Source organism: Komagataeibacter kakiaceti JCM 25156, from assembly GCF_000613305.1.
Genome location: NZ_BAIO01000805.1, coordinates 1 through 734 on the forward strand (window position 1 = coordinate 1; position 734 = coordinate 734).

The window sequence follows — 734 nt, forward strand, 5'->3', positions numbered from 1 at the left end:
GCGTGTGGGGGCCTGCCTCGACCGGCTGGCTGGCGAACATGCGGGGCGGGACATGGTTGTGGTCAGCCATGGCGGGGCCATCCGCGCCGCCCTTGCGCACGCCCTGCGGATCCATGCCGAAACCGCGCTGCATTTCTCGATCCAGAATCTTGCGCTCAGCGTGATCGAACGCCTGCCCGAAGGCTGGCGTATCGTGACGGTGAACGAACTGCCCATGCCCTGACCCGCCATCAGCGCGGGTGGAAAGCCAGCATGCAGGTCAGCGCGCAGGGTGTGGTCGCCTGCGGGGGGCGGCCGCATCGGTCATCTGCCGTGGCCATTGCCGCGACAATGGCGGCGGTGGCGAGAACCAGTGTAAATACATGCATGACCTTCACCCCCAAGCGCGTGGGTCGGTCGCGGTCCGGACAAGCATTGCGGAGCCCGGAAAATGACCGGCCTGTGTCTGTCTGCCTGATGGGCATGCGCGCGATCCCTGTCACGGCATGTCACGTTCCTGCAACGGCTGGCGTTACGATACGGTTGCGTCGATCCGCCAAAAAACACCATGGCATGCTCATGGGGGACATGCTCATGGGGAAAACGGATGCGGGCCTGCCGGGGCGCGGGCCATGACGATCGGGGGGACATGATGCCCACATCCATGCCGTCGGGCCTGTTGCCGGGCCATTTCATGGATATTGCAATGGCGGAGGCGCGCGCCGCCGCCGCGCGCGGGGAGGTTCCGGTTGGGA

2 protein-coding genes are annotated in these 734 nt (G+C 66.1%); one reads left to right on the forward strand and one right to left on the reverse strand.

Going from position 1 to position 734, the window contains the following annotated elements; all coding sequences use genetic code 11:
- Positions 1-223 (forward strand): histidine phosphatase family protein (locus JCM25156_RS26385; protein WP_034961423.1); only part of this gene is annotated, 223 nt, incomplete at its 5' end.
- Positions 224-230: 7 nt separating this feature from the next.
- On the opposite strand, the gene JCM25156_RS30090 is transcribed toward JCM25156_RS26385, so the two are convergent.
- Positions 231-368, reverse strand: a complete 138-nt coding sequence (locus tag JCM25156_RS30090; protein WP_183480154.1) for a hypothetical protein — start codon at positions 366-368, stop codon at positions 231-233.
- Positions 369-734 lie beyond the last annotated feature (366 nt).

Coding starts and splice junctions, on each gene's coding strand:
- JCM25156_RS30090 (WP_183480154.1), bottom strand. CDS start 368: ATGCATGTATTTACACTGGTTCTCGCCACCGCCGCCATTGTCGCGGCA.